The organism is Pseudidiomarina fusca, from assembly GCF_032227045.1.
Lineage (GTDB): Bacteria > Pseudomonadota > Gammaproteobacteria > Enterobacterales > Alteromonadaceae > Pseudidiomarina > Pseudidiomarina fusca.
The window spans coordinates 45633-70931 of the sequence record NZ_JANFPJ010000016.1 but is presented as its reverse complement, the minus strand read 5'-3'; the positions used below and the strand labels follow the sequence as shown (position 1 = coordinate 70931).

Below are 25299 nucleotides of genomic sequence, written 5' to 3'. Positions count from 1 at the left end.
GGCACCAAATACGAATAACCCCTAGCAGCTATGCTAGGGGTTTTTCGTTGCGCGCTCGCAATCACAACTCATCAATAGTTCAACACCCGCCAACAGCCAGTAGCAATACCAGTAGCAGTAGCCAATAACTATAGCCAACAGCCAACAGCTAATAGCTAATAGCTAATACCCAATAGCTAAAATCCAATAACCATTATCGACTCTAATCTATTTGCCGTATAATTCCGTTTATGATGAATAAAATAGAACAAATTCAGTTACAACAGCTACACACCTTTCGCCTAAAGGCGATTGGGAACTGCTGCTATATTCTCGAGAACCGTGAACAAATAGCTGAGCTAGCAAGCTTAGAAGACTATCTAGTGCTGGGGGCTGGTAGCAATACGGTTTTTTGTGGCGATTTTGCGGGCACCCTAGTTAAGGTTGAATTGTCTGGTGTTGAATATACTGAACAAGATGATGCGTGGATAATTAAGGCTGCAGCAGGCACTCATTGGCATAGTTTGGTAGAAGCTACTTTAGCTAAGGGAATCTATGGGTTTGAAAACCTGGCCTTGATTCCAGGTACCGTAGGCGCAGCACCGGTGCAAAATATAGGGGCCTATGGTCGCGAAGTAGCCGATTTTATCGAGTCTGTCGAAGTGTGGGATCGTTATACTAAAGTCGTGACGCACTTAACTAAGTCAGACTGTTTATTTGCTTATAGAGAGAGTATATTTAAGCAAGAACCGAATCATTGGGTTATTCTTTCGGTCACTTTTAAGTTGCCCAAACAATGGCAGGCGATGGTGGACTATGGCGAGCTACGCGAGTTAGGTTGTGAGGCATCGGCTCAACAAATCTTTCAAAAGGTAGTGTCAGTGCGTCAACTTAAGCTTCCCGACCCAGCACAACAGCCTAACGCTGGTAGTTTCTTTAAGAATCCTGAAGTGGACTTACAGCAGATGGAGTGGTTGAGAGACAAGTTTCCTGGCATTCCTTGTTATCCAATAGCTGCAGATCGTTATAAAGTTGCAGCGGGTTGGATGATCGACCATTTGGGCTGGAAGGGACGAGCTATCGGTGGTGTCAGTGTCCATGACCGGCAGGCTCTAGTGTTGGTTAATACTAATCAAGCAACGGGTACTGATCTTATTGAGTTAGCAAGAACAATCAAATTAGCTGTAGTTACGACCTTTAAAGTGGAATTGGAGGCGGAAGTTCGTATTTATGCGAACGGAGCATTAGTTAGCATATGAGAAAAAAAACTCAGAATATTGCACGTGTCATCGAGATTCTGGCTGATGGTAACTTTCACTCTGGCGAAGTCTTGGGTGAAGAGTTAGGCGTTAGCCGCACAGCGGTTAGCCAATATATGAAAGAACTAGCAAAGTTCGGCTTAGACGTTTTTCGTGTTACTGGCAAAGGTTATCGTTTAGCGAAACCGCTTCAGCTGCTTGATCTAGACGCTATTAATCGCGCGTTAGCAAAAGGATCAGGTGCGGCTGCCCCAGTGGTTCACTTAGAGCGTGTCGTTAGTTCCACTAATGACCTACTTAAAGACCGGCTTACCGGTGTGATTGAAAGTGGTGCCACGGTTCTTGCAGAAGCACAGACACAGGGGCGTGGGCGCCGCGGAAAGGCGTGGTTATCGCCCTTTGGAAGTAATCTCTACATGAGTATGTATTGGCGCTTAGAACAGGGCATGGCGGCGGCTATGGGCTTAAGTATTGCTCTTGGCGCTGCGCTTGCGCAGTTGTTTGAGCAAGAAGGGATTTACGGTGTTGAGTTAAAGTGGCCAAATGACGTCTTAGTAGGTGGTAGAAAGATCGCCGGAATTCTTATTGAACTGGAAGGCCAAGCAGTTGGCCCAGCACATGCGATAGTGGGTATTGGTATTAATCTGCAAACACCTGATTGGTTCTTAAATGAAGTAGAACAACCTTGGACTGATGTTCAGCGACTTTTAAACAAGCCGATAAATCGAAACATGTGGGCTGCGAAGTTGGTGGCATGCTGTCATAAGACTATAAAAGAATACGAACAAACAGGACTCTCCCCATTTTTAAAACGCTGGCATAAATACGATCGGTTAGCTATGCAACCGGTAAAAATTATTATGGGTGACAAAGAGATTATGGGTATCGCCGAGGGCATTGATGAAAATGGTGCTTTATTACTTAAACGCGAAGGCAAATTAGAGCGTTATCACGCAGGTGAAGTGAGTTTAAGATATGGAATTTAAGTTATTAGTAGATGCGGGTAATACCCGTGTAAAAACTGCATTAATGGACGCAGAAGGGCATTTAGAACCTTTATTTAATGTAAGTTATAGTGATTTACCTAAACAGCAAATAGAGCATTCATTAAAAGGGATTTGGTTGGCTGAAGTGAGTGGTACTGAGCGGGCGCAACAAGTGGAAGCTTGGCTATCACAATTTGCAGCACCCATTACCACCATTCAGTCTGAACAGGCAGCGTTTGGAGTGGAAAACGCCTATGAGACGCCTCAGCACCTTGGCGTCGATCGTTGGTTAGCTTTGATTGGTGCTTATAATGAGGTTCCTAAGGCGACCTTAATTATTGATGCTGGAACAGCGATCACCGTAGATTGGTTGAATGCTGAAGGTAAGCACCTTGGTGGCTGGATTGTACCCGGTGTAGATTTAATGAAGCAGGCGGTAACAGCGCGTGCCCCGAAAGTGTTCTCGGATGCTGATACCGATTGGGGAAAAGCGCAGCAAGTGGGCCGCTCGACACCTGAGTGTTTAGCTAATGGCTGTGTGAATGCTTTTGTTGGGGTGATTAGACAGGCGCTAGCGGTTTCTGAGACTGAGCTTGATTGGTTTGATTTTCGTGTATTGTTTAGCGGAGGCTCAACCCCATTGCTACCGGCTGATTTAAAGCGTCGAGGCGAACTCAGAACTGAGTTAGTGCTTCAAGGGTTATCGTATTATGCTAAAACTAATTAGTGTGTTGTAGCGACTATAAGAACTTGGTGGCAGATAAAAAAAACAGCGTCTTGAAGACGCTGTTTTTGACTGGATTTAAGAAAGTTTGTCTCGAAAATCTTCGTAAGTGAATTTTCTAATGAGTTCAAACTCACCATTGCTACGAAGAATGCCTATGCTTGGATGCTCGACACCATTAAAGAAAGTTGTTTTAACCATGGTGTAATGCATCATATCTTCAAAAATGAGGCGGTCGCCAGGCTGCAATGGTTCAGCAAAGCTATAAGCACCGATAACATCGCCAGCAAGGCATGAATTGCCACCTAGTTTGTAGGTATAAGCTAATTTACCTGCTTCGTCAGCTCCAGTAACCATGGGGCGATAAGGCATTTCTAGCACATCTGGCATATGAGCTGTTGCAGAAATATCAAGAATAGCGATTTGCCCGTCATTCTCAACGATATCCACCACTTCAGCTACGAGTGGACCCGTACGCCAAGCTACGGCAGAACCGGGCTCAAGAATAACCTGAAGCTTATAGGTTTCTTGTAACCGTTTTAACTGCTTAATTAAATGCTCGACGTCGTACCCAGCACGAGTCATCAAGTGACCACCACCTAAATTAAGCCACTTCATCTGATGCAGTAAGTGACCAAACTTGCTCTCTACAGCAGCAAGAGTGCGCTCTAATGCAAAAGAATCACATTCGCATAAGTTATGTACGTGTAGCCCTTCAATACCACTTAAATCCGCACCTTCAAGATCACATAAACGAATCCCTAAGCGCGAGCCTGGAGCGCTCGGATCATAAAGTTCGGTTTCGGCTTCTTGATGTTCTGGGTTGATGCGCAAGCCAGCAGAGACGCCTGCAGCAAGTGTTTGCTCTTTATAGCGCTGCCACTGACTTAAGCTGTTAAAGGAGATGTGATGAACCAGAGGCAACAATGCATCAATATCAGCTGGTTTGTAAGCCGGAGCATAGGCATGCACCTCGCGTCCGAACTCTTCGGACGCTAAGCGTGCTTCCCAGACTGAACTGGCGGTGCAACCACGTAAATAATTACGCACTACTGGAAAGGTGCTCCACATAGAGAAGCCTTTTAAGGCCAAAATAATATGGGCACCACTTTCTTGCTGCACTCGTTGCATTAATTCTAAGTTACGCACTAACAACGCCTCGTCACAAACGTAACAAGGCGATGGAATAGCATTATCTAAGTATGGATTGGACATAGTCTTAGCGCTTAAAAGGTGATTCGCATTCAACCACTTGCCACGGTAAACCGTATTGGTTGAGGCGGTTCATAAATTCATCAGGATCAAATTGTTCCATGTTCCAAACGCCTGGCTTCAGCCAGTGACCTTGCAGCATCATAGACGCGGCAATCATCGCTGGTACCCCAGTGGTATAAGATACTGCTTGAGCACCAACTTCAGCATTACAAGCTGCGTGGTCGCAGTTATTGTAGATGAAGATAGTTTTTTCTTGACCATCTTTAATACCGGTTACGTAGGTACCGATACAAGTTAAGCCAGTGTAGCCTTCGGCCAGTGAACCAGGGTTAGGTAATACGGCTTTTAAGAATTCTAGTGGTACGATTTTTTGACCTTGGAATTCAATCGGTTGAATTGAGGTCATGCCAACATTTTCTAAGACCCGTAAATGAGTTAGATACTGGTCACCAAAAGTCATCCAGAAGCGCGCCCGTTTCAACGTCGGGAAGTGCTTAACCAAAGACTCTAACTCTTCATGGAAGAGTAGATAAGATGGACGTACGCCTACGTTTGGATAATCTAAATCTTCACGGACGCTAATTGGATCTGTTTCGTGCCATTCACCATTTTCCCAGAACTTACCACGCTGAGTAATTTCACGGATATTAATCTCAGGGTTAAAGTTGGTAGCAAAAGCTTGACCGTGGTCACCGCCGTTACAGTCAACGATGTCTAGGTAGTGAATTTCGTCAAAGTAGTGTTTAGCTGCATAGGCAGTAAAGACGTTAGTTACGCCTGGATCAAAGCCTGCGCCGAGCAACGCCATAATACCTTTTTCTTTGAACTTATCTTGGTAAGCCCACTGCCAAGAGTACTCAAATTTGGCTTCGTCTTTAGGCTCATAATTAGCCGTATCCAAATAATGAACGCCTGTTTCTAAGCAGGCATCCATGATTGGAAGGTCTTGATAAGGTAAGGCTACGTTAATAACCAAGCTTGGCTCAACTTGGCGGATAAGAGCAGCGACGTTATCGGCATTGTCAGCGTCAACTTGGTAAACACCAACGACACGGTCTTTACCCGCTTCTTGTTGAAGGGTTTCACATTTTGACAGGGTGCGGCTGGCCAAGTGAATTTCAGAAAAATACTCTGGCAGCATTGCGCATTTTTTTACTACCACACCGGCAACACCGCCGGCACCAATAATTAGAACTCTAGACATGAAAATAACCCTTATCCAGTGGGTGAATACAAAGGGAAAAAGATAGCATACTTTTACAAAAACAGCATCTGCTTGAAGCTTGAGTACGTAAAATTAGCGAGAAAGTTCTAGATATTCTCGAGCTAACGAGCGCAATTGATTTTGCATGGTTTGTTGGCTGCTGTAGCCGTACTTCTGGGTTAATTTAGCCAAATCTTCGTGGGCTTTCAGAATTTGACCTGGTAGGGTTAGGCCGGCTGCTTTCATTGAATATTTGATATCACAAACACTCCACGAAAACTGCGCTTCGGTAAAGGGTAAGTTACCAAAAGCAAACCCCGTTAGAATATCTCTTGCAATACGATAAATAGAGCTGTTGATGGTTACAGGACGACCCTGCCGCCATTCGAGTTCAGCGTTACTAAACGCATGCAGTTGAGCAATAAATAACGCGGCCGCAGGAGTTAATCCAGTTGCTACCAAGGCATTAGGATAGCCACTGGCCATATTTAGCTTGCGCCCTAAACGGATTAACTCAAACGGGCTACTACGCCAAAAATCTAACACTTTAGGGCTAGCGCCAAAGCTTGAACCTAATGCATCGATGCCGGCTTGTTGCGCCATATCCTGCAGCTTATCTAACAATTGACGTCCGATTCGCTGCCGTCGATAGGCCTTTACTACGGCAATTCTAGTAACCCGCCACCAACGCCAATCCAAACACTCTCCTTGCTGTAAGTAGAAAGCTACAGCTTGAGGCAAAATATTCCCGTGAAGACGGCGCCGTCCGGTTTGAATATCTAGTTGCAATCTGGCTGGCAGTGGACCTTCTTCACTGTACCAAACAACGCCGACGATGTGTCCTTGAACACGCGCCACTAACAGGTGTTGTTGGGCGTCATCAAGCAAGAGTTTTAAATCGTTAGGACTACTTTGATAGTGAGCTTCTAGCAACAGGCTGATGACTTCGCTCAGTTGGTGTTCAGTTAATTGGCGGGCGTTAATAGCCTCAATCTCTACTTGGCTGCTGGTTAGTACCTTGGTGAACTCACTACTGGGTTGGTTTCTGAGTAACAGAGCTTCGTTGAGCCAAGGTTCGCAGGTATCGGCTGGGGCCCAGCGCACAGGGGTAGATAACTGGTGTTGTTTACACATCTTGCGCACTTGTAACCAGTCTACAAAACGAACAGCAAAGCCGCGCCCACACCCTTCATAACCCTCTACTGTGGTCGCAATAGCCCACACGGTAAAGCGCTCGCTAAGCTGCTTGAGTATATGAATTGGGATAGCTGCTGCTTCATCAATAATAAGGCGTACACTTTGATTGGGGTACTCGCTCAACAATCTATCCCAGGCAACAAATCGGACTGAGTCAGCGGCGTGCATTAACAGGGTTGCTACTGAGTTGGGTTTTGGCCCAGTGACAACTAATTCGCGCCCCCGATAACTGCGTATCCAAGCTTGGGCCGCTAAGCCTAAAGTGGTGCTTTTACCGCGACCACGGTCCGCCATGAGTAGATGACAGGTGCCGGGTAGATCCACCATTTGCTGCACGATAAGTTGCTGCTCGCGGGTGGGAAAAGCAAGCGGTGGGGCGGGCTCTAGTGAATGCGAAAGCTGCTCAGTTAAAAGTTGCCGAAAGCTTGTGCTTGGATGCATCACGCTGACGTGGTGAAACTTGTGACTGGTGTTGATTAAGCGTTGCCGAAAGGGACTGTCTTGCGGTGGAAGTAGAACAAAAGCAACTCCGCCGCCACTGAGTGTGCCTAGCAATGCTGCTAGCGCATCAGCATGAATAGTGGTCGTGAAATCTAGTAACAAGAAATGATGCGTGTTGCCAAGATAGTCGCGATATCTATGCATGGCGCTAGCGTCGTCATGTTTATCAGAAATATGAACGATATCTTTGATATGGGAAAGTGCTGCCCGACGATGAGCTTGCAGCCAGGGGGTGGGACCATCAAATAAAAAAACTGCCCGCACCTGGGCAGTTTTTATCGCTTTTAAATACTTCTTCAGCATGAGTCGCTCAATCAGTTGCTAAGTTGCTTCTTAGACTAATGACATTCCAAAGAACTTAGTTAGTACAGTGTTAGCAAAAACCAAAGCTAAAATAACTGGAATAAAGGTTCCTATTGAGAAGTTAATATAACGGGCAAACCACGAGTTTGTATAGTCAGAATTACCTTCACTTAACTCGGCTGTGAGCTGACTACGACGCCAACGATAACGGACAAAGAGGCATAGAAGTAGGCCGTTTAGAGGTAAAATGGTGTCATAAAAAACGTCATAAATAACATCAAACACAGATTTGCTGCTGCCAGCATAAGAGGTAAATTCAGTAAAGATCGGAATCAGCCCGAAGGATGTGGCCGCAACTACAGTCAGCAAAGTCAGTAATGAAGCCATTATAGCAAGCGCACGCTTACGACTCATCTGCCGCTTCTCCATAAGTGACGAGGTTGGCACTTCAATAATCGAGACTAATGAGGTGATTGCCGCCACAAAGGCTAATAAAAAGAAGACGCTGGCAGCAATGCTGGCGGCAACGTAACCAATTGATACAGAGAGTTCTAGGAAGATTTTAGGGAAAAACGAAAAAATCATACTGACCGATGACTCGCTGAGTGACTCAGGGTTAGTCTCTGGATAAATCGCGAAAATTGCCGGCAAGGTCATTAGGCCTGCGGTAAAAGCCACGGCGGTGTCAGTTAAAGCAACCAATTTGCCGGAAGTGACTATGTCGTCACTGCGACGGAAATAAGAGCCGTAAGTGATTAGAATGCCCATCCCCAGCGATAGTGAAAAGAACGCTTGGGCCAACGCGCCATTGATGACACTGCCCGTGATTTTTGAGAAATCAGGAACCAAATAGAATTTTAACCCAGCCACGGCATTATCCAAACTAAGCACAAAGCCAACCAGTAGCAGCAGCATAATGAAGAGTGCGGGCATTAGGATTTTTGAGGCGCGCTCAATGCCTTGTCGAACACCTCCAACGAGTATCACGTTGACAACGAGGGTAACTGCAATGAGGTACCAGATAAAATTGTAGTTTTTGATGAAATCAGAGAAATAGCCATCAGCTGAAATAGTGGCAAGATTGCCGGTAACGCTTTGAAACAGGTAGCCAAAAATCCAAACCGTGATAACCATGTAGAAAGTGGCGATCATAAAGGGCGTAATGGTTGCCAGCCAGCCGGCCAAACGCCAGCGTTTTAACCCTGCGCCTAATTCTGAGTAGGCTTTATAGGGACTATGTTGAGCGCGTCGCCCCAAGCCCATCTCGGCCAGCATTAGCGGTAAACAAATAAAGACCACAAAAGCGGCATAAATAATCAAAAACGCGCCGCCACCATTTTTGGTCGCCGCAACAGGAAAACCGACTAAATTACCAATACCGACGGCAGATCCTGCCGCAGCTAAAATGAAACCTAATTTTGAGCTGAAATGCTCGCGAGATGTTGCCATAGTTCAGCGCCTTTGCTTATCGTTGTTATATTATAGCTAAACGACTAATGCTAACTGATGCGATGAACCGCAGCAAGCCGACCAGCAGCAGCGCTACTGATCGGTGGCAATAATTTGAAGGGTTAGTAAAGCATACTGTACAAACGCCGGCGATATTGCGCAGCCAGAGGATCGCCATTAGGCAAGCTATTGAGCATATCTAACGCTTGCTGTTTAGCATTAGCGAAGTGCAAATCAGCAATTAACACAGCAAAGACATTGTCTAATGCTTCTTCAATACGCTGTGCGGCAAATAACTTGGCAGCAAATTCTAAGCGGAGCTGATGGTTGTCAGGTTGTTGCTGCAGTTGTTGGTCTAGTTCTCGTAGTTCAGGCGAATCGGCTGCTTGCTCGGCTAGGTGTAACTTCGCTTGAATGCTCTGGTAATAGTGATTTTGATCCGCTAACTTAATTTGACTCAAGAGCTCTTTGGTGTGCTCGATTCGACCTAATTCACAAGCCGCATCGGCAACAATTAATTTAGCATCAATATTGTTCGGATTCAGATCAAGCGCTTGCTTCGCTAAGGTGAATGCTTGGCTATAATCCTGCTCGACTACAGCTTGTTGGGCCTGGGCAAATAGTTCGTCGTCAATACTTGGTATGTGCTGGGTAATACGATTGCGAATAGCAGCTTCGCTCTCTACACCGGCAAAACCGTCGATGGCTTGGCCGTCTTTGAAAAATGCTACGGTCGGCAAACTACGAATACCAAATTGTGCGGCTAGATGCTGTTGCTCGTCGCAATTAATTTTGGCCAAAATAACTTGATTTGCATATTCGGCTGCAAGTTTTTCAAGGATTGGCATCAGTTGCTTGCAAGGCTCACACCAATCGGCCCAGAAATCGACAATAACCAATTTCTGTTCCGAGCCTTGTAAAATAACTTGCTGAAAATTCTCAGCGGTAACCTGGATAATATTATTGGAGTGCACTAGAAACCTCTTTCATACGGACTCGTGTTATCTGTTGAGGCGGCTGCGCTAGTTAGGATAGCCAGCGCAGTAATTTTTGTTTAAACGACGTGTAGGGCGGATATCTGAAACTTGGGTCTGACCAAAATGGTCGAGTCATCACTGCTTTCATATGACTAAAAGTAGTGAACCCAAATTTACCATGATAACGGCCCATACCGCTTGGTCCCACACCACCAAATGGCAGCTCAGGATTAAGCATAAACATAAGCGTGTCGTTATTACACTGGTTGCCGGCATGCGTATGTTCAGTAAGGTGTTGTAGCTGCCGTGCTGATTTACTGAAGCCATAAAGGGCTAATGGCTTGTCGCGCTGGCGAATAAACTGCTCAGCTTCAGCTAAATTTTTGACGCCGATAATGGGTAAAATAGGGCCAAAGATCTCTTCCTGCATCAACGGCGTGTTGACATCCGTGACTTCAACCAAGGTTGGTTGAATATAACGTTCAGCAACATCGACTTCGCCGCCGAAAAGGATATTGGCTGCTACTGGCTCTAGATAACCAGCGAGTCGGCGACAATGTTCACTGTTTACTATCCGACCATAATCTTCAGCTTGATCAATGGCTTCGCCAAAGAAGGCTTGAATAGCATCAATCAGATGTTTGACCAGAGCATCTTTGACGGTTTCGTCGACCAAAATATAATCAGGAGCGATACAGGTCTGTCCGGCGTTAATCCATTTGCCCCAAGCGATACGCTTAGCAGCAACAGCTAAATCAGCATCAGCCAAGACCACCGCTGGGCTTTTTCCGCCGAGCTCTAAGGTTACAGGGGTTAAATATTCTGCTGCGGCCCGCATCACAATACGGCCCACGCGGCCACCACCGGTATAAAAAATATGGTCCCACTGTAGCGCCAACAAATGTTGGGCGGTATCAGCTCCGCCGGTGACAATTTGTATGGCATCTGCGGCCAAATAATCAAGAAGCAAACGCTCTAATAACGCAGCTGTTTGTGGCGCTAATTCTGACGGCTTTACTAACGCACAATTACCGGCGGCAAGAGCTGCAACTAAGGGGCTTAGTAACAACTGCAAAGGGTAATTCCACGCACCAATAATTAATACCACGCCCAAGGGCTCAGGTTGCAGCTTGCTGCGCCCTGGCCAAGCTAACAGCGGTTGCGACACCTTGGTTGGTTTGATCCATTTGGCTAAGTTCTTACACGTGTGGCGGATATCACTATGGAGAAAACCTAGCTCTGTTAACCAGCCTTCGGCGTGAGATTTACCCAAGTCTTTTTGTAGGGCTTGGAGCAACTCAGCTTCGTGCTCGCTAAGCATGGCGTCTAATTGTTTAAGTTGTTGCAGGCGCCAAGCTAGCGGCCGAGTTAGGCCGCTGTTGTAGGTCGCACGCAAGCGTGTTAGCTTTTCAGCAAATGGATTCGTAGCCGCAGGTTCAGCTGAACTTTGTGAAGTATTCATTTAATACCGCCTAACGTTATCGTTTTGGTCTCTTGATATTCGGCTAGGCCGTAGCGCGAGCCTTCACGCCCAATACCCGACTCTTTGACACCACCAAAGGCATTATAGGCATGGGAAATCGCCCCTGCATTAACCCCTAACATGCCGCATTCAAGTTGCTCACTAACGCGGATGATGCGTGCATAATCACTCGCACAAAAATACCCAGCGAGACCAAATGGTGTGTCATTAGCTAGTCTAATGCCTTCATTTTCATCGGTAAAAGATTGAATGGCAATGACAGGGCCAAAAATTTCTTCTTGGCTAATGGCCATCATCGACGTCACACCGCTAAGTACCGTGGGCGCAAAAAATAGTGGCCCCAAGTTGTCCAATACCTTGCCTCCGGTAAGTAGCTTTGCTCCGGCCGCAGTAGCATCATTGAGTAATTTTTGTACTTTATCTATCGCTGCTTGATTAATGAGAGGACCATAATCGATGTCAGCTTGGTCGCCAGGGCCTACTTTTAATTGGCTTACAGCCTGCTGTAATTTCTCAGTGAACTTGGGCAATACAGCATCCTGCACCAGCACACGGTTAGCACTAATACAGGTTTGTCCGGCGTTTCGAAATTTACAAGCCAGTAATTGAGTTACGGCAAGATCTAAATCAGCATCATCAAACACAATAAAGGGAGCATTTCCGCCAAGCTCTAATGATACCTTTTTGACACTTTCGGCCGCTTGCTGCATAAGTAGCTTACCGACGTTGGTCGAGCCAGTGAAGGAAAGCTTGCGCACTAACGGATGGCTCGTAAGAACTTGTCCTACTTCTTTTGCTTGGCTGCTTGGTACAATATTCAAAACGCCATCAGGAATTCCTACTTCGCTTGCTAGTTGTGCCAAGGCCAGCGCAGATAGAGGCGTTAATTGTGGCGGCTTAACTACCATAGTACAGCCCGCGGCTAAAGCTGGTGCAACTTTACGGGTAATCATGGCGTTTGGAAAATTCCATGGGGTAATGGCAGCACACACGCCAACCCCTTGTTTAATTATCCAAGCTCGTTGGCCAGAACTCTGTGTGGGTAACACATCGCCGTAACTGCGTTCAGCTTCACCGGCAAACCATGCTACAAAGCTGGCACCGTATTCTATTTCTCCAGCGGCTTCAGCAATCGGCTTGCCTTGTTCGGCACTCATCAGTTCAGCTAACGCTTGCTTATTATCTAGCATGGCTTGATACCAACGCAGCAGTAATTCAGCTCGTTGCTTAGGGGTTTTTGCACGCCAGCTAGGGAGAGCTTTATGCGCAGCATCTATGGCACGTTCAGTGAGCGTCGCATCGCCATCCGCCACGTCAGCAAGCACCGCGCCGGTGGCAGGGTTAAGCACTTGAAAGCGTTGTTCCAACGGAATCCAATGTCCATCAACATAAGCATTGGTTTGTAATAGCGAACGCATGCTGTGATGAGAATTATGATTAGCCATATCTCCTCCTAGTTTGTTGGCGACGTCTTAGATAAGAATACTAAGACGAATGACGAGTATCATGGTTATACGCTGATACTGCAATGATAGTTTTGCTTGCCTATTTTAACATTTAGCGTATAATCCACGCCCTCAGGGTCATTACCGCTATTGATGGGAGCGGCTTTACCCCTGATTCGCTGGGGTAAACAGCGCCTAATTCCTGCCAGAGTGTTCATCGTGTTCTGTAGCCGGGCGTATCTTCCCCCCTAAATAAGCTTTACAGAATATGTGAGAAAAATATGTCTGAAGTAATGACTGGCCAATCGTTCGCCGATTTGACCCTGCCTGCTGCTGTGCTTAAGCAGCTAGAAAAAATGAATTTTACCACTCCAACCCCAATTCAAATCCAAGCTATTCCGGCCTTAATGGCTGGCGCTAATGTGCTGGGTGAAGCGCAAACCGGTACGGGTAAAACAGCCGCTTTTGGTTTGCCAGGTTTAAGTTTGGTGGATGCTAAACTTCGCGCTACCCAAATGCTGGTAGTTGCACCAACTCGCGAATTAGCCATGCAAGTAGCTGAAGCAGTAGCTGAGTTCGGCCAACAAATTCGTGGCCTTGAAGTTGCTACTGTTTACGGTGGTTCAGCATTCGGTCCGCAAATTAAAGCCCTTCGTGGTGGTGCCCAAGTCGTTGTGGGTACTCCAGGTCGCTTATTAGACTTGCTGAAAAAAGGCGTCTTAAATTTATCAGCTCTGCGTTTGGCAGTGCTAGATGAAGCCGATGAAATGTTAAACATGGGCTTTATTGAAGATATCGAAACTATTATGGCTGCAGTACCAAACACGTCACAACGTGCCTTGTTCTCTGCAACTATGCCACCTGCGATTCGTAAATTGGCTAAAACCTTCTTAGTTAACGAAGCAGGTGAGCAGCCGCTAAACATTCAAATTGCTGCGCAAGAAAAAGCTAAAGCAACCATTCGCCAACGTGCTTGGCAAGTGCGTGGCTTGAGCAAGATGCAAGCATTAACTCGCCTGTTAGAAACCTTAGAGTATCAACGTGTGCTGATCTTTGTGCGGACTCGTTCAGATACCATGGAAGTAACCGAGCAACTGCAAGCTTCAGGCTTTAAAGCATCACCTTTAAGTGGTGACTTGAACCAAGCTCAACGTGAGCAGACCGTAAGCCAATTACGCAGTGGCCGGATTGAAATCTTAGTAGCAACCGATGTTGTTGCACGTGGTCTTGATGTACCAGAAATCACCCACGTGGTGAACTACGATCTACCGGGTGACACTGAGTCTTATGTGCACCGGATTGGTCGTACTGGCCGAGCGGGTCGTAGTGGTGAGGCGATTTTGTTCTATCGTGCAAAAGAGCGTCACTTGTTACGCCATTACGAGCGTTTAACTAACGGTACAATCGAGTATTTTGAAGTACCAAATGCACAAGAATTAAGCTTGCACCGTCAAACTAAGTTGCAAGAGCAAATCATGCACACAGTAGCCCAAGGTAAGCTCGACGAAATGACAGCTATTGTAGAAAAAATGCAAGCTGACACTGAGTTAACAGCACTGCAGATTGCTACCGCGTTACTGGCACAGCATAACCAGCAACGTCCGCTACTTGTTGCTGAAGACCCAGCACCACGTAAATTTGCGGAACGTGCGGAGCGAGCTGATCGTAACCCGCGTGAGCGTCGTGACCGTAACGAGCGTAGCGAGCGTCCAGAACGCGGTCCACGTGACCGTCGTGATGCAAACATTGAGTTTGATACCTACCGCATTCAAGTAGGTCGAGACCATGGTGCTCGTCCACAAGATATCGTTGGTGCTATCGCTAACGAAGGTGAAATTGACAGCCGCTACATTGGTCAAATTCAATTGTTTGAAGGCCACAGCTTGGTTGAATTACCAAAAGGCTTGCCAACTGCGGTCGTTCGCATTCTGCAACGTGCCCGTGTACGTCAGCAGCAAATGGCCATTGAACTAGCACCAGGTGAGATTATTACTCGTAGTAAGCCACCGCGTGGTGATCGTCCGCGTGGCGAACGCCCACCATTCAAAGGCGCTCCGCGCGCTCGCGGTGCTCGTACAGAGCGTGGTGGTGAGCGTGGCTCAGAACAGCGTCGTAGCCGTCGCCCACAATAAACGTTAGAGATTTATATTAATCAGCCGGGTGGTCTACCAAGATCATCCGGCTTTTTTTATAGCCCCAACTTTCAGCTTGCTCAAGAACCTCGTCTATCAGGTTATCAGGTACTTGGGGTTGGCGCGATAGCAACCAAAAATAGTCATGGCTATCACTGGTGATGACAGCGTGTAAATAATTGCCATCGGCATCGGTATCTAACCTGCTGATGTAATATCCCCCGGCAAAAGGCCAGAAGAATGTGACTTTATACATCGCTGGAGCAACGGGTTCAGCATGGCCAATGGCTGTTTGCCATTCACCATCTGCAGTATGATAGCCGCGATTGGTTACCTCTAAGCTGCCATCAGCGTTTTGTCGGTATTCAGCGCTCACTTGCTCTAAACCTTCCTCGAAACTATGGGGTAAGCGAATAATTTCATACCAAGTACCCAGATATCCTTGCGGGTCAAAATCTTCAATGACTGGAGCCACCGGGGATGGAGTACTACTGCAGCCGGTTAAACCGAAGCCAGTTAAGGCAACGCCTAACAGTAACGTACGAAACCAAATCTTCATCGTGTAACTCCTATAGTGAATTTAGTTGCTCGAGGTAGCGTTGTGCTGTTGCTAAGATGTCATTGCGCTCGCTAGGACTGCGCTGTTGCCATTGTTTGATAACGAGACTCATGCGCGGATTGTTCGCAAAAAGCTCTTGTTTTTGTTCAATGAAATGCCAGTACAAGCTGTTCAGTGGACAAGATTTTTCGCCAGATTTTAACTTAACTTGATAATGACAGTTGCTACAGTAGCTGGACATTTTATTCACGTAATTACCGCTGGCTACATAAGGTTTGCTTGCCACAATGCCACCATCTGCAAATTGGCTCATCCCCCGAGTATTAGGTAGTTCAACCCATTCGATAGCGTCAATATAGACCCCCAAATACCATTGGTCTACGGCATCGGGGTCAAGCTCAGTTAACAACGAAAAATTACCAATCACCATCAACCGTTGAATGTGATGCGCGTAGGCATAGTCTAGGGATTGCGATAGGCTGTGCTGTAAACATCGCATTTTTGTATCGCCGGTCCAAAAGTAGTCGGGTAGTGGGCGGTGATGCTTAAAATAGTTTAACGCTTTGTAGTTCGGCATAAACTGCCAATAAATGGCACGGACAAACTCTCGCCAACCAAGGATTTGCCGCACAAAGCCTTCAATTTGAGCCAGACTAATACGCTCTTGATGCTGTTGCCAATAATCAATGGCGCGCTCAATCACCAATTTAGGTGACAACATTTTGGTATTAAGAGAAAAAGATAAACGGGCGTGATAGACGGCCCAAGAGGATTCCGTCATAGCATCTTGATAGAGCCCAAAGTTAGGTAGTAAATATTCAAGGAAGTAATCAAGTAACTGCAATGATTGCTGTCGGTTTACCGGCCAGAGTAGCTTGTCAGGTTGGGCGCTCCCCATGGTCTTAATCCCCATGCGTTGCAACATATCAGCGAGCTCGCTGGTGTCATTGGCGAACAATAAGGGCGCGGGAACCTTATGTTTAGCTGGTAATTTGTTGCGGTTACTTTTGTCATAATTCCATTGCCCGCCAAAAGGCTGCTGGTGTTCATCTACTAAATAGCCGGTCTGTTTGCGCAAGCGACGATAAAAGGCTTCCATCAGATAACTAGGTTTATCACCAAACCACTGCTGCAGCACGTCTCGAGCACAGATAAAATGCTCGGTATCGCACCATGTAACCGATACGCTGGGCTGAACGGTGGCCCATTGCTGTAATTGTTGGTCTAGACGGTACTCGTCGGGTTGTTGCAGATGAACTGTAGTTATACCTAACTGTGTGATTAATTGGTCTAAGTTGGCGGTAAGATTGCCACTATTAACAGCAGCATCTAGGCTAAGATAAAGGACCTGATGATCCGCTTGGTGCAGGGCCATGGCAAAGCTGCGCATAGCAGCAAAAAAAGCTAAGATTTTTTGCTGGTGGTGGGTCACATAATTAGCTTCTTGAGCCAATTCCATAAAAACGAACAATCGCTGCGACTGCACTTGCTGAAACCAACTATGCTTGGCATTTAACTGGTCACCTAAAATGAGACAAAGGTCAGTTATCTGGCTGTTTTTATAAGGATGCCAGTCGGTGAGTTGCGGCGGTAAATTGAAATTTGAGGTGCTCATAGGTAAAACATAGGTTAAGTTGGCTATCATTGCACTCATTACGATATTTAACGTAGTCAGATCACCCAAAATTTGGCATTATGGTCACCATAGTCATTCTATTGATTGGATAACATTCTTATGCAACCGGTAAACATTATTTGTATTAAATGGGGCACCAAATACGGCTCTGATTATGTCAACACACTTTATTCTATGGTTAGCCGTAATATTAGCCTGCCGTTTCGATTTGTTTGTTTGACCGATGACAACGAAGGTATTCGCGAAGAAGTAGAAGTGAAGCCTATTCCAGCTATAGGCTTTGAGGATTTTGATCAGCGTAAGCCATGGACTTTTGGACACGGTTGGTTAAAGCTGACTTGTTTTGCGCAGCCTCTTTATGATTTAGAAGGTCCTACGTTGTTCTTGGATCTTGATATTGTGATTGTAGGTAGTCTGGATGAGTTCTTTGAACCGGAAGGTGACTTCTTGGTGATTAAAGAATGGGATAAATCCGATGCAACCGGCAACACCTCAGTATTTCGTTTTAATATCGGCGCTCATGTTGATGCTCTAGAGCATTTAAAGAATGACCCAATTGGTTCGCGCAAAGATGTCCGTAATGAGCAAGAGTTTATTACTCAGTTTGTGGCGCGTCAGGGCAAGCTAAAGTATTGGCCAGCAACCTGGTGCCGTAGTTTCAAACGTCATTGTTTGCGTCCATTCCCGTTAAGCTTTTTTCAAGAGCCGCGTATTCCTGAAGGTGCGAAGGTTATTATTTTCCATGGTCGGCCGCATCCAGATGATGCTATCGCAGGACGTAGTGGTAAGTGGTACCGTAAAGTTCTGCCAACCTCATGGATTAAAGAGTACTGGCGTTAATAGCAATGACGCTGTGGTATCGGGTACTGATTTGTATTGCAGTACCGTTCGTGTTTATTTATTTATGGCTACGTGGGCGCAAAGCGCCTGCGTATCGTCAGCATTGGCGCCAACGTTTAGCGTTACAATCTTTCCCCATGCAAGCTCGCGACGGCATCCTAATTCACTGTGTATCAGTCGGTGAAACCATTGCAGCGCGCGGCTTTATCGAACGTATCTTGCAGCAGTATCCACAACTCCCCGTTACCTTAACATCGATGACTCCAACCGCGCGATCGCTGGCGCAGCAACTCTTTGGGGAGCGGGTTTTTCACGCCTATCTACCGCTTGATACGGCTGGTGCGATGCGGCGTTTTTTTAATAAGCTAGTACCACGTCTCGTGATTATTTTAGAAACTGAGTTGTGGCCTAATTTACTCCGAACCGCTGACCATCAGCAAATACCTGTCTTAGTAGTCAATGCTCGCTTATCTGAGCGTTCGGCAAAATCCTATCAAAAGTATGCTTGGCTGATTGGTCCTATTTGGCAGCATATTAGTTGGATAGCAGCGCAAACAGAGCCTTCGCAGCAACGTTTTATCAATCTGGGAATGCCCGCCGATAAGGTGGCTGTTCGTGGAAATTTAAAATTTGATTTCCAAATAAGTGAGGCGCTGCAGCAGCAAGCGCAGCAATGGCGAACACAGTTGCAGCGACCTGTAGTAGTAGCTGCGAGTACCCATGAGGGTGAAGATGAGCAAATTTTAGACGCTTTTGCCCAATTATTAACGCAACAACCCGATTGCTTGCTGATATTGGTGCCACGGCATCCGGAACGGTTTCAAACAGTAACTCAGTTAGCGCAGCGTCAATTCAAGGTGGTTACCCGTAGTAGTCAGCAACAAGTCACCGCTCAACATCAAGTGTTAGTGGGTGATACTATGGGCGAGCTCCTGTTATGGTATCAAGTTGCTGATGTGGCTTTCGTTGGTGGAAGTTTGATAGAACGTGGTGGTCATAATCCGCTGGAGCCCGTGGCCACCTCGACCGCAGTGGTGTCTGGTCCGCATGTATTTAACTTTGCTGAAATTTTTAGCCGGCTAGAAGCCGTAGGCGCAGTCAAGCTGGTGACACATGCCGAGGCTTTAGCGCAAGCTTGGCAACAACTTATAGCTCAACCCCAATTACGAGAGCAGATGGTAGCAGCAGCGAGTGCTGAATTTGCTCGTGATCAAGGCGCGACAGCAGTGATGTTGACTGATGTAGAGGCTCATCTGCCGCCCTCCACAAGCTTAGTAAGGACCCTAACAATGATGCAACGTCTATCTCCCAAACCTGGCCTTGAGTATTGGTACGATGCGCAGGCGCTACCTGATTTTAACTCTGAATTTTTTAGCGCAGATTACTGGGCGCAGCAAAACAAGGTGAAGGGTTCAGCCACTGGTCGAGCTACTGCTTGGTTTATAGAGCATGGTGAGCAGGGGATGCTGCTGCGACATTATTATCGTGGTGGTTTGGTTGGCAAGTTAAATAAAGATCGCTTTAAACGGGAGCCAATCGAAACCAGTCGTGCGATGGCAGAATTCTCGCTGTTACTAAAATTACGCGAACTTGGTTTACCGGTGCCACAACCGCTCGCAGCAAAATTTGAACGGGCGCCTGGATGGGGCTACCGTGCTGATATTCTAGTGGCAATAATTCCTGGCGCCAAAGATGTTTTTCAACGCTTACAGCAAGCGTCATTGACAGCACCAGAATGGTATCGGTTGGGGGCAGCAATCAAGCAGTTGCATCAACAGCAGGTTTATCATTCGGATCTAAATTGCCATAACTTGATGCTCGATAATGCCGGTAAAGCTTGGATTGTTGACTTTGACAAGTGTGAATTTCGTCAACCGGGTGAATGGCAGCAAGCTAATTTAGAACGCTTGTTACGCTCCTTCAACAAGGAGATAAAAAAGGCAGAAGCGGCAGGTTCAGTTTTTCATTGGCAACAAGCTCGTGACTGGCCATTGTTGCTGGCTGGATACCAGCAAGATCAGGAAGATCCAGCGGTGACTGAAACGAGCGCTTAGGCTAAGCAGCCAGCATAAAAAAACCGGCCACCAAGGGCCGGTTTTTTGTTCACACAGCCTAAGCTGGTGCTCATTTATTCGCGAATTTGACCGGTGCCGGTCACGACAAATTTCTCGGTCGTAAGCGATTGCAGGCCCATAGGGCCATAAGCGTGCAATTTACTGGTTGAAATACCAATTTCTGCGCCTAAGCCAAGCTGACCACCATCACTGAAACGAGATGAAGTATTATGCATGGTTACGGCCGAATCGACTGTGCGGATAAACTGTTCAGCAGTGTCTTGGTTCTCTGTCACAATCACTTCAGTGTGACCACTGCCAAATTGCTGAATGTGCTCAATAGCGGCAGCAAAATCAGGCACCGTTCGCACGGCTAGCTCTAGTGCCAAATATTCTTGTCCAAAGGCATCATCAGCAATCACATCGGCATCAGCAAAATAATTTGCAGAGGCTTGATCGCTGTGAATCACCACTTGTTTTTCAGCTAAAGCTGCGGCTGCCATAGGTAAGAACTTAGCGGCTACCGCTTGGTGAACGAGTAAGCCTTCTAAGGCATTACACACGCCGGTGCGTTGTGTTTTGCCGTTAAGTAATAGTGCTAGGGCCTTGTCTAGATCCGCATCTTTATCGACGTAAAGATGACAAACTCCTTTGTAATGCTGAATGACTGGAATCTTGCTGTTGTCACTCACAAAATGAATCAGCCCTTCGCCACCACGTGGAATAACTAAATCGATGTTTTGATCCTGCTGTAACAGTTCTAACAGCAAATCGCGATCGGGGGTTGGCACCACGGTAATCACATCTTCGGGTAAGTTGCTCTCACGCAAGGCCTGATGTAAGGCAGCAGCGATGGCTTTGCTGGTTTCGATAGCTTCGCGACCACAACGCAAGATCACCGCATTGCCTGACTTGAAGCACAAAGCGCCGGCATCTGCGGTCACATTAGGGCGTGCTTCATAAATCATGCAGATTACCCCAAGCGGAATACGCATTTTCTCTACCACCATACCATTGGGCCGGGTGGTAAAGGGCAGGCGCTCACCTACCGGATCTGGCAATGCAATAATTTCTTCGATAGCAGCGGCAATGCCTTCAAGACGTTCGGGGTCCAGCTGTAATCGGTCTAACATAGCGTCAGATAGACCTTTATCGCGGCCCGCACTCATGTCTCGCTCATTTACTTCTAAAATAGTTGCTTGATTGGCTCGAATAGCATCTGCCATGCGTTGTAATACGGTGTTTTTATCGGCTTCGCTCAAAGTAGCGATAGCTCGGGCAGCAACTGCCGCACGTTGTGAAATTTGTTCTGCTAGTGGGGTACTCATGCGTCCTCCAAAATCATTAAATCGTTCGCTTCGATAACTTCAGTGATTGGGCTGTAACCATAGGTTTCAGCGATATCGCTAATCTCTTGCCCTTTTAAATGCAGTAGTTCGTGCGAACTGTACTGACAAATACCTTTAGCAACAGCTTCCGCGTTACCGCCATTACGGATAACTACCGCGTCACCGCGATTAAAATCACCTTGAATATCGATAATGCCCATCGTGGTTAGGGCTGCACCATTGGTTAAAGCGTTGGCCGTTGCTTCATCAACTACCAATTCTCCTTGAGCAATCAGAGTATGGCGTAACCAATGCTTTTTATTGCTCATAGGGTCTTGCTGGCGCTTAAATAGCGTGCCGGGATTGTCACCCCGAAGCATGTGCTCAAAGGTAGCGCCTTTACGGCCATTCACAATATAGGTATCAATGCCATGTGAGGTTGCTTTTTCCGCCGCCTCAATTTTAGTGCGCATGCCGCCGGTGGCAATTTTATTGGTCGTGCCTCCTGCGAGAGCGAAGATCTCTTCAGTGATCTCGTTCACGACATCGATTTTTTTAGCGTCTGGCTTTACCCGTGGATCGGCATCAAATAAGCCGTCAATGTCTGAACAGATAAAGAGGGCATCAGCATCAACGAGAGTTGCAACCATGGCGGCTAGATTATCGTTATCACCCACTTTCATTTCGTCGGTGGCAAGCGCATCGTTCTCATTGACTACAGGTAATACATCGTGTTCTAACAATGTTTTTAAAGTATTTCGTACACTAACGTATCTGGCACGGTCGCGTAGGTCACCATGAGTCATTAAGACTTGTGCACAAGGAAAGTCAAAAAAGCGAGACCAGTTTGCCATCATGTCACTTTGACCAACGGCCGCCATCGCTTTTTTAATAGTTACGGGAATGCTGTCGCCATCGTAACTAATGTGTTTACGACCAGCTGCTGCGCTACCTGAAGAAACTAAAACAATTTCTTGGCCGCGTTCACGGCACTCAATAATAAAGCGCGCAATAGCTAACAAATATTTACTGCTCGTTCCTGTATCGTCTGGGGCTATCAACGCACTGCCTACTTTTAGTACAGCGCGTTGCCAGGAAGGCATCTTCATAGTTACTCCCTCTTTGAAAAATTCGTATGTAGTCTAACAGATTTGATGAGGTTTCTCTAGGTTTAGCTAATAAATGAGCGATATGCCCGGAATTAAGAAGGCTGCGTAAGCTAAAAGAAGCTAAGGTGGGCATCAGAGATTGTAAAAAGCAGGAAAAGAAAAGCCCCTAGTGGAGGGGCTTGTCGTAGGAGTTATTTGCTAGGAGGAGTGTAGCCTTCAATATCAACTTCTTTGCCTTCAAATAAGAAAGCTTGCATTTGTGTCTCGAGAAACTCTCTAGCCTTTGGATCCATCAGATTAAGACGTTTTTCGTTAATAAGCATGGTTTGCTTTTTTTGCCACTCTGCCCACGCTTGCTTTGAAATGCTGTTGAAAATCTTCTCACCAAGCTCGCCCGGATATAGCTGAAAATCGAGGCCCTCAGCTTCTTGCTTTAAATATTCACAGTAAATAGTACGGCTCATACATTACCTCGCTTGATTTTAAGTGGTCTAAATTTTACGTGCCCTGCTACCAATACGCAAACCCTATCCAGGGTTCTGTTGATGTTTGTCTAGATAGCGTTTGATCGGCGTAGGTAGCGCAATATTCTTTAGTTGCTGCCAGCTGATCAGTTCAAGTCCAGTGGATAGGGTTTCAGCCAGTTGATTCGGGTGAGCTAACTGCCAAACCTGGGCTGCTAATTTGTAGTGAGAAAAAGTATGCTTAAAGTGGCCGTGCAGTGCGGCGTTCGGAGGCGGCTCAGTTACTTCTGGGAAACTCCATAAGCGAGGCCAGATGACATCACCACTACGCTGAGTCAGGAAGATACCCTTGGCATTGCTTATCCAAATAAAATGTCCGGGTTTGGTCGGCGTGGTTTTACGTGGCGGTTTAGTTGGCAAATCATCTACGCGTTGCTGTTGATAAGCATAACAGCTCGCTCGCAAAGGGCAGCTGATACAGTTTGGCTTACGCGGTGTACAAATTGTTGCACCAAGATCTAATAGGCCTTGTGCATAACTGCGGTTGTCCTGCTCGGGATAATAGCTTTCTGCTAATTGCCAGATGAGTTTATCAGCTGCAGTTGAGGTAGGTACTTGTTCGATTCCAAAATAGCGACAGAATACCCGCTTAACGTTGCCATCCACCAGCGCCGCAGGTTGGTTAAAAGCAAAGGCAGTAATGGCGCCGGCAGTGTAGGGTCCGATCCCAGGTACTTCTTGAAGCAGCTGTGGCTGAGCCGGTATTTGCCCTTGATAAGTATCCTGTAAATACTGTGCTGCCTTATGTAAGTTACGAGCTCGGCGATAAAAACCTAAGCCTTGCCATTGCGTCAAGACTTCATCCTCACTGGCACTAGCTAATGTAGCGAGCGTTGGGAAATGATGAAGCCATCGACTAAAATAAGGGATCACGGTTGCGACTTGGGTTTGTTGTAGCATGAACTCGCTGACCAGCACATGGTAGGGGTCTTGTTCAAGCTGCCAAGGGAGCTCATTGCGGCCGTGTTCAGATTGCCAGCGAATCACTGTTTGATTGAACTCTGACGGGGGTAATGCCGTAGTGGAAAGGCTTTTACTAGCTTTATTCATTGATTGTGTCTATATATTCGCTAAAAACATCTGCAAATATACCGTAAAGGACTGGCAGTGTAGGAAGTTTTTTCTAATTTAGTGTATACTTAGCGTCATTGGTTAGTTTGACCCTATGAGAAATATATAAGGAGCATCTCATGAAACGGTTAACATTACTATCAGTAGCTGTTGCATCAGCACTATTGTCAGCACCTGTGTTTGCTCAAGCGAGTAATGAGACAGGACGTTTTTATGTTGGTCCACGCATTGGTATGTTTGGGACTGACTCAGACCGTGTTGCGCTAGAACGCAACCAACTACACACCTTCGGTGGTGGTTTTGACTCTGTCTTCGGCGGTTTAGAAGCAGGTTTCCAGTTCACTCCTGAGTGGGGTTATCGAGTTTACTACGATTATTTGCGTGGTGACTTAGAAACAACAGATTCATTCGATTCTAGCGGTAACGTGCTAGGTATTGATGTCGTTTATAACTTTACCGAGAAATTCTACGGTGCCGCTGGTATCAACGCGACCGAGCTTGGCAACGTTAGCAACCAATTCTTACGGTTATCGGCCGGTTATCGTGAATACCTTACGGACGACCTAGCTTTAACCGTTGAAGGTGCCTTGCAGCAAAGCGACGGCGATTTAACCGAATTTATGTTCTTAACTAGCTTGCGTTGGTACTTCGGCGGTAACTCAGGTTACAGCAGCACGTCTTCAACTGCTGCTAGCGAACCAGCTCAAGCAGCACCGGTAGCGCCAGTGGTTGTTGCTGATTCTGACAACGATGGTGTGAATGATAACTTAGATAAGTGTCCTAACACCCAAGCCGGTTATGTGGTAGATGCTGATGGTTGTGTGAAGTATGAGAACGAGGTGGTTAAGCGTGACTTGATCGTGAACTTCGCCATCAACTCAGCAACAATTGCAGCAGATCAGAAAGCTGATATTAAAGCAGCAGCTGATTTCTTGAAACAGTATCCACAGTTGGATATCACCGTTGAAGGCTATACTGATAGTTCTGGTCCTGCTACATTCAACCAGCAGTTATCAGAGCGTCGCGCCAAAGCTGTTGGTGATGCTTTGATTAACGATTATGGTATTGCTGCTGAACGTGTAACCACTGTCGGTTACGGCGAAAGCAAGCCACGCTACCCGAACGACACTCGCGAGAATCGCATCAAAAACCGTCGTATCGAAGCGCACATGAAAGTGACTAAGAAAGTTCCTGTAACTGAATAAGTTAGAGTGATCTTAAAAAAGGCGTCTCAAACCTTGCGTTTGAGGCGCCTTTTTGCATAATTGAGCGCTGCAAAAAAGCAGCTTAATGAGTACCTTTGGTTTTTACGTGTTCGTAGTAA

General features: G+C 46.5%; 20 protein-coding genes. 7 read left to right on the top strand and 13 right to left on the bottom strand.

Features of this window, described 5'->3' with window-relative positions; translation table 11 throughout:
- The first annotated feature begins 230 nt into the window (after positions 1 to 230).
- The 3 genes from murB to NOG12_RS09455 are packed head-to-tail and all read left to right on the top strand — an operon-like array spanning position 231 to position 2951.
- Positions 231 to 1238: a UDP-N-acetylmuramate dehydrogenase gene (gene murB / locus NOG12_RS09465; RefSeq protein ID WP_313933092.1), complete on the top strand. Its 1008-nt coding sequence runs from the start codon at positions 231 to 233 to the stop codon at positions 1236 to 1238.
- Complete coding sequence (birA, locus tag NOG12_RS09460) at positions 1235 to 2224, top strand: bifunctional biotin--[acetyl-CoA-carboxylase] ligase/biotin operon repressor BirA (RefSeq protein WP_313933091.1); 990 nt, start codon at positions 1235 to 1237, stop codon at positions 2222 to 2224. The genes murB and birA overlap by 4 nt, the downstream gene beginning before the upstream one ends.
- Positions 2214 to 2951: a type III pantothenate kinase gene (locus NOG12_RS09455; protein ID WP_313933090.1), complete on the top strand. Its 738-nt coding sequence runs from the start codon at positions 2214 to 2216 to the stop codon at positions 2949 to 2951. Before birA ends, NOG12_RS09455 begins: the two co-directional genes overlap by 11 nt.
- Before the next feature lie 75 nt (positions 2952 to 3026).
- Here the strand turns inward: NOG12_RS09455 and nspC are convergent, their stop codons facing one another.
- From nspC to NOG12_RS09420, 7 genes are all read right to left on the bottom strand, one after another.
- Positions 3027 to 4163, bottom strand: coding sequence for a carboxynorspermidine decarboxylase (gene nspC / locus NOG12_RS09450; RefSeq protein ID WP_313933089.1), 1137 nt, complete (start codon positions 4161 to 4163; stop codon positions 3027 to 3029).
- A 4-nt stretch (positions 4164 to 4167) separates the two neighbouring features.
- The gene (locus NOG12_RS09445) at positions 4168 to 5367 is read right to left on the bottom strand and encodes a saccharopine dehydrogenase family protein (RefSeq protein ID WP_110076414.1); all 1200 of its coding nucleotides are present in this window, start codon (positions 5365 to 5367) and stop codon (positions 4168 to 4170) included.
- Between the two features lie 93 nt (positions 5368 to 5460).
- Entirely contained in the window at positions 5461 to 7368 is a 1908-nt protein-coding gene (locus NOG12_RS09440) for a GNAT family N-acetyltransferase (protein ID WP_313933088.1), read from the bottom strand.
- Positions 7369 to 7398: 30 nt separating this feature from the next.
- On the bottom strand, positions 7399 to 8817 hold the full coding sequence (locus tag NOG12_RS09435; protein ID WP_313933087.1) for a sodium-dependent transporter: 1419 nt from the start codon (positions 8815 to 8817) through the stop codon (positions 7399 to 7401).
- Positions 8818 to 8939: 122 nt separating this feature from the next.
- Positions 8940 to 9791 (bottom strand): thioredoxin, encoded by an 852-nt coding sequence (trxA, locus tag NOG12_RS09430; RefSeq protein ID WP_313933086.1) that lies wholly within the window; start codon positions 9789 to 9791, stop codon positions 8940 to 8942.
- A 52-nt stretch (positions 9792 to 9843) separates the two neighbouring features.
- Complete coding sequence (locus NOG12_RS09425) at positions 9844 to 11256, bottom strand: aldehyde dehydrogenase family protein (protein WP_110076410.1); 1413 nt, start codon at positions 11254 to 11256, stop codon at positions 9844 to 9846.
- The gene (locus NOG12_RS09420; protein WP_309136751.1) at positions 11253 to 12722 is read right to left on the bottom strand and encodes an NAD-dependent succinate-semialdehyde dehydrogenase; all 1470 of its coding nucleotides are present in this window, start codon (positions 12720 to 12722) and stop codon (positions 11253 to 11255) included. The genes NOG12_RS09425 and NOG12_RS09420 overlap by 4 nt, the downstream gene beginning before the upstream one ends.
- A gap of 281 nt (positions 12723 to 13003) precedes the next feature.
- On the opposite strand from NOG12_RS09420, the gene NOG12_RS09415 reads away from it, so the two are divergent.
- Complete coding sequence (locus NOG12_RS09415; RefSeq protein WP_153827193.1) at positions 13004 to 14854, top strand: DEAD/DEAH box helicase; 1851 nt, start codon at positions 13004 to 13006, stop codon at positions 14852 to 14854.
- Positions 14855 to 14870: 16 nt separating this feature from the next.
- Here NOG12_RS09415 and NOG12_RS09410 read toward each other — a convergent pair whose 3' ends face one another.
- Both NOG12_RS09410 and NOG12_RS09405 read right to left on the bottom strand, forming a co-directional pair.
- The gene (locus tag NOG12_RS09410) at positions 14871 to 15413 is read right to left on the bottom strand and encodes a lipocalin family protein (protein ID WP_313933085.1); all 543 of its coding nucleotides are present in this window, start codon (positions 15411 to 15413) and stop codon (positions 14871 to 14873) included.
- A gap of 10 nt (positions 15414 to 15423) precedes the next feature.
- Positions 15424 to 17067 (bottom strand): cryptochrome/photolyase family protein, encoded by a 1644-nt coding sequence (locus NOG12_RS09405; protein WP_313933084.1) that lies wholly within the window; start codon positions 17065 to 17067, stop codon positions 15424 to 15426.
- 81 nt (positions 17068 to 17148) lie between these two features.
- Here NOG12_RS09405 and NOG12_RS09400 point away from each other — a divergent pair, with 81 nt between their 5' ends.
- Positions 17149 to 17889 carry a glycosyltransferase gene (locus tag NOG12_RS09400; protein WP_313933083.1) on the top strand — a complete coding sequence of 247 codons (741 nt, stop codon included), beginning with the start codon at positions 17149 to 17151 and terminating at the stop codon, positions 17887 to 17889.
- Positions 17890 to 17894: 5 nt separating this feature from the next.
- Positions 17895 to 19943: a lipid IV(A) 3-deoxy-D-manno-octulosonic acid transferase gene (gene waaA / locus NOG12_RS09395; RefSeq protein WP_313933082.1), complete on the top strand. Its 2049-nt coding sequence runs from the start codon at positions 17895 to 17897 to the stop codon at positions 19941 to 19943.
- A gap of 74 nt (positions 19944 to 20017) precedes the next feature.
- Here the strand turns inward: waaA and NOG12_RS09390 are convergent, their stop codons facing one another.
- The 4 genes from NOG12_RS09390 to mutY all read right to left on the bottom strand — a co-directional run bounded on the left by NOG12_RS09390 (position 20018) and on the right by mutY (position 23954).
- Complete coding sequence (locus NOG12_RS09390; protein WP_153827196.1) at positions 20018 to 21271, bottom strand: glutamate-5-semialdehyde dehydrogenase; 1254 nt, start codon at positions 21269 to 21271, stop codon at positions 20018 to 20020.
- Positions 21268 to 22380, bottom strand: a complete 1113-nt coding sequence (gene proB, locus NOG12_RS09385; protein ID WP_110076404.1) for a glutamate 5-kinase — start codon at positions 22378 to 22380, stop codon at positions 21268 to 21270. The genes NOG12_RS09390 and proB overlap by 4 nt, the downstream gene beginning before the upstream one ends.
- Positions 22381 to 22571: 191 nt before the next feature.
- On the bottom strand, positions 22572 to 22844 hold the full coding sequence (locus NOG12_RS09380) for an oxidative damage protection protein (protein ID WP_313933081.1): 273 nt from the start codon (positions 22842 to 22844) through the stop codon (positions 22572 to 22574).
- 63 nt (positions 22845 to 22907) lie between these two features.
- Positions 22908 to 23954, bottom strand: a complete 1047-nt coding sequence (mutY, locus tag NOG12_RS09375) for an A/G-specific adenine glycosylase (protein ID WP_313933080.1) — start codon at positions 23952 to 23954, stop codon at positions 22908 to 22910.
- 140 nt (positions 23955 to 24094) lie between these two features.
- Between mutY and NOG12_RS09370 the strand changes: the two genes are divergently transcribed.
- On the top strand, positions 24095 to 25180 hold the full coding sequence (locus tag NOG12_RS09370; protein ID WP_313933079.1) for an OmpA family protein: 1086 nt from the start codon (positions 24095 to 24097) through the stop codon (positions 25178 to 25180).
- The last annotated feature ends 119 nt before the right edge of the window (positions 25181 to 25299 follow it).

Bases quoted from the DNA above. Each gene is read 5' to 3' on its own strand.
- murB (WP_313933092.1), top strand. From the start codon at position 231: ATGATGAATAAAATAGAACAAATTCAGTTACAACAGCTACACACCTTT.
- birA (WP_313933091.1), top strand. From the start codon at position 1,235: ATGAGAAAAAAAACTCAGAATATTGCACGTGTCATCGAGATTCTGGCT.
- NOG12_RS09455 (WP_313933090.1), top strand. From the start codon at position 2,214: ATGGAATTTAAGTTATTAGTAGATGCGGGTAATACCCGTGTAAAAACT.
- nspC (WP_313933089.1), bottom strand. From the start codon at position 4,163: ATGTCCAATCCATACTTAGATAATGCTATTCCATCGCCTTGTTACGTT.
- NOG12_RS09445 (WP_110076414.1), bottom strand. From the start codon at position 5,367: ATGTCTAGAGTTCTAATTATTGGTGCCGGCGGTGTTGCCGGTGTGGTA.
- NOG12_RS09440 (WP_313933088.1), bottom strand. From the start codon at position 7,368: ATGCTGAAGAAGTATTTAAAAGCGATAAAAACTGCCCAGGTGCGGGCA.
- NOG12_RS09435 (WP_313933087.1), bottom strand. From the start codon at position 8,817: ATGGCAACATCTCGCGAGCATTTCAGCTCAAAATTAGGTTTCATTTTA.
- NOG12_RS09425 (WP_110076410.1), bottom strand. From the start codon at position 11,256: ATGAATACTTCACAAAGTTCAGCTGAACCTGCGGCTACGAATCCATTT.
- NOG12_RS09420 (WP_309136751.1), bottom strand. From the start codon at position 12,722: ATGGCTAATCATAATTCTCATCACAGCATGCGTTCGCTATTACAAACC.
- NOG12_RS09415 (WP_153827193.1), top strand. From the start codon at position 13,004: ATGTCTGAAGTAATGACTGGCCAATCGTTCGCCGATTTGACCCTGCCT.
- NOG12_RS09410 (WP_313933085.1), bottom strand. From the start codon at position 15,413: ATGAAGATTTGGTTTCGTACGTTACTGTTAGGCGTTGCCTTAACTGGC.
- NOG12_RS09405 (WP_313933084.1), bottom strand. From the start codon at position 17,067: ATGAGTGCAATGATAGCCAACTTAACCTATGTTTTACCTATGAGCACC.
- NOG12_RS09400 (WP_313933083.1), top strand. From the start codon at position 17,149: ATGCAACCGGTAAACATTATTTGTATTAAATGGGGCACCAAATACGGC.
- waaA (WP_313933082.1), top strand. From the start codon at position 17,895: ATGACGCTGTGGTATCGGGTACTGATTTGTATTGCAGTACCGTTCGTG.
- NOG12_RS09390 (WP_153827196.1), bottom strand. From the start codon at position 21,271: ATGAGTACCCCACTAGCAGAACAAATTTCACAACGTGCGGCAGTTGCT.
- proB (WP_110076404.1), bottom strand. From the start codon at position 22,380: ATGAAGATGCCTTCCTGGCAACGCGCTGTACTAAAAGTAGGCAGTGCG.
- NOG12_RS09380 (WP_313933081.1), bottom strand. From the start codon at position 22,844: ATGAGCCGTACTATTTACTGTGAATATTTAAAGCAAGAAGCTGAGGGC.
- mutY (WP_313933080.1), bottom strand. From the start codon at position 23,954: ATGAATAAAGCTAGTAAAAGCCTTTCCACTACGGCATTACCCCCGTCA.
- NOG12_RS09370 (WP_313933079.1), top strand. From the start codon at position 24,095: ATGAAACGGTTAACATTACTATCAGTAGCTGTTGCATCAGCACTATTG.